This is a genomic window from Catenibacterium sp. (assembly GCF_052354645.1).
GTDB lineage: Bacteria > Bacillota_I > Bacilli_A > Erysipelotrichales > Coprobacillaceae > Catenibacterium > Catenibacterium mitsuoka_A.
Genome location: NZ_DAWDDM010000271.1, coordinates 1 through 2,647 on the forward strand (window position 1 = coordinate 1; position 2,647 = coordinate 2,647).

3 protein-coding genes are annotated in these 2,647 nt (G+C 34.2%); all 3 read right to left on the minus strand.

Annotated features, from left to right (window positions below):
* The coding region (locus ACT8VG_RS09805) for an ATP-dependent metallopeptidase FtsH/Yme1/Tma family protein (RefSeq protein WP_444195755.1) at positions 1-750 on the minus strand (750 nt) is incomplete at its 3' end.
* A 7-nt stretch (positions 751-757) separates the two neighbouring features.
* The gene (hpt, locus tag ACT8VG_RS09810) at positions 758-1,288 is read right to left on the minus strand and encodes a hypoxanthine phosphoribosyltransferase (RefSeq protein ID WP_022425752.1); all 531 of its coding nucleotides are present in this window, start codon (positions 1,286-1,288) and stop codon (positions 758-760) included.
* Between the two features lie 28 nt (positions 1,289-1,316).
* Entirely contained in the window at positions 1,317-2,534 is a 1,218-nt protein-coding gene (gene tilS, locus ACT8VG_RS09815; RefSeq protein ID WP_226793196.1) for a tRNA lysidine(34) synthetase TilS, read from the minus strand.
* Between the last annotated feature and the right edge of the window lie 113 nt (positions 2,535-2,647).

The window sequence follows — 2,647 nt, forward strand, 5'->3', positions numbered from 1 at the left end:
GCCAGCACCAACACCAACGAACATTTCTACGAATTCTGAACCAGAAATAGAATAGAATGGAACGTTTGCTTCACCTGCAACAGCACGTGCTAATAATGTTTTACCTGTACCTGGAGGACCTACTAATAGAACACCTCTAGGAATTTTAGCACCCATTTCAGTAAACTTCTTAGGGTTCTTTAAGAATGCAACAAGTTCTGTTAATTCTTCTTTTTCTTCATCTGCACCTGCAACATCTGTAAAACGAGTCTTAGAATTTCTTTCTAGCTTAGCGCGAGAATTTCCAAATTCAAAGGCTTTATTGTTGCCTCCTGCAGCACCATTAAAGTTCTTGAATACCCAGAACATACCACCAAACAATATTACATATGGAAGGATGGAACCTAGTATATTCCAGATCATGTTATCACTTTCTGAATCAGTGACCTTAATCTTGACATTCTTGTCTTCAAGAACCTGTGTTAATGAATCTAATTCTTTGTCTGTCTTAGGAACGATAGTTGTAAAGTTTACTTTATCGCCCTTAGAGTTCTTCTTGTAGCTACCTTCGACCTTGGTTACAAAACTATTAGGTGTAATAGTCACGTTAGTTATCTTTTTATCTTTTACTACTGTCATGAATTGTGAATAAGTTAATTCTTTACTACCGCCATTATTCAATAAGAATGGGAATAATGAACTCAACAATAATAATACGATGACCCAAGGAAGAATAGCTTTAAATAATGTTTTGTTATTCTTCTTCATCATAAACTCCTTACTGGTAACATTCTTCTTTTAAGACACCAATATATGGTAGATTTCTAAATCTCTGATCAAAATCAAGACCATAACCAACCACGAATAATTCTGGTACAGGGAAACCAACATACTTAGCCTGTACAGGATACTTTCTTGCTTCCTGCTTATCAAGCATAGTAACGATTTCGCAAGATGCTGTACCACGATCTTTCAACATATGTGTAACAGTATCCAATGTTTTACCTGTATCAAGGATGTCTTCTACGATTAATACATCCATACCTTTGACGTCAATATCAACGTCTTTCTTAATATGAATAGTTCCAGATTCAGTTCCTTTATAACTGCTGACTGACATATAATCAAAATATACATCGCCCTCAATATATTTAGAAAGTTCTGCTAGGAATGGAATAGATCCCTTTAAAAGACCAATAAGAAGAATCTTCTTACCTTCATAATCTTTTGAGATCTGTGCGCCTAATTCTTTACAGCGTTCAGAAATCTGTTCCTGTGTAAATAATATTTCTTTCATGTCCTTATGCATCGAACCGTACCTCCTAGTATAGTCGTTGTTATTTTATCACAAACAAATCTGGATTGATAGACAAATACTCCTTGTTTTTCGCAATTCCCGGGACCAAAAGAATATTTCCACGGCAATCTAATACAACTGGCCAATAACGTCGTAATGGTGAGGGAATTTTCGCATTAATAAATAGTCTAGAAACCTTTTTAGTACCCCCTGCTGTTTCCATACGATCGCCTGGTCTCATATTACGAATGGTGAGTGGAAAGTCTTCATCCTTGACAGGGATACCATCATTCATTTCTCCCTGTGTTCGAATTTTGAAATAAGGACAGTCGAAGTTCTGTCTATGATCTATTCTATACGTATAATCTACTTGTTTTATAGATTTACGAATGTATACATTATTATATTCTTTTATGAACTCCTCATTAACACCAATAGGCATTTGAATATTAGGTTTAGAGGATTGAATCTGATGGATAATTTCATCAATGAGATGATGAGAAATCTTAGATACTTCTATATGTTTCTTTAATAAAGCATAGAGTACATCAGGAAGAAGTTCTTTTGGAACTAATGTATAATCAAGTGGTTCAGTGAGGTATTTGTCTACTTCTTGTTTTTTTAATGCCTGTTTCTTATTGTATTCTTCACCCTTTTTCAAGAGTTCTTCTTTTTGTGAGTCAGTATACTGATTTAAGATTGTATTACGGATACGGTCTCTTGTGAACTCTGTCTGGAAATTAGTATAGTCATCATGAAACAAAATATGATGATCATCACAATAATCACGTAAATCTTGTTTAGTCACATGAAGTAATGGTCTAATAATAGTCATACCTAAACGTTCTGAGACTTCCTGGATCCCTAAATAATCAGGATGAGAGTCACGTTCCAAGTGCATATAAATAGTTTCAATCACATCATCCTTTTGATGTCCTAGGCATAATGCATCACATTGTTCCGTTTTATATACTTCCTGATAAAAAGCATAACGCATATCTCTTGCAACACTTTGAAAATTTCCTCTCACATAATCATCCGGTGTAAATTCCTTATAATAAAAAGGAATATTGTGTGCTTTGCAGTAATCATGAACAACCTTGTAGTCCTCTTCTGTATCATCTCGAAGATTATAGTTTACATGAGCGACACAGATTGAATATTCATGCATCATATCAAGAAGTGCCATAGAATCAGGACCACCTGATACACCTAGGAGATATTTCTTTTTTTTGTCTAATAATGATGTATTCAACATAGTTTCTCCTTTATGAAAAAAGTACCGTGATGGTACTTTTTAATTAATATATGATCTAGACATTTTAGAATGATTGAGTTTATGTAAAACATAGATTGTCTTAATAAGACTCA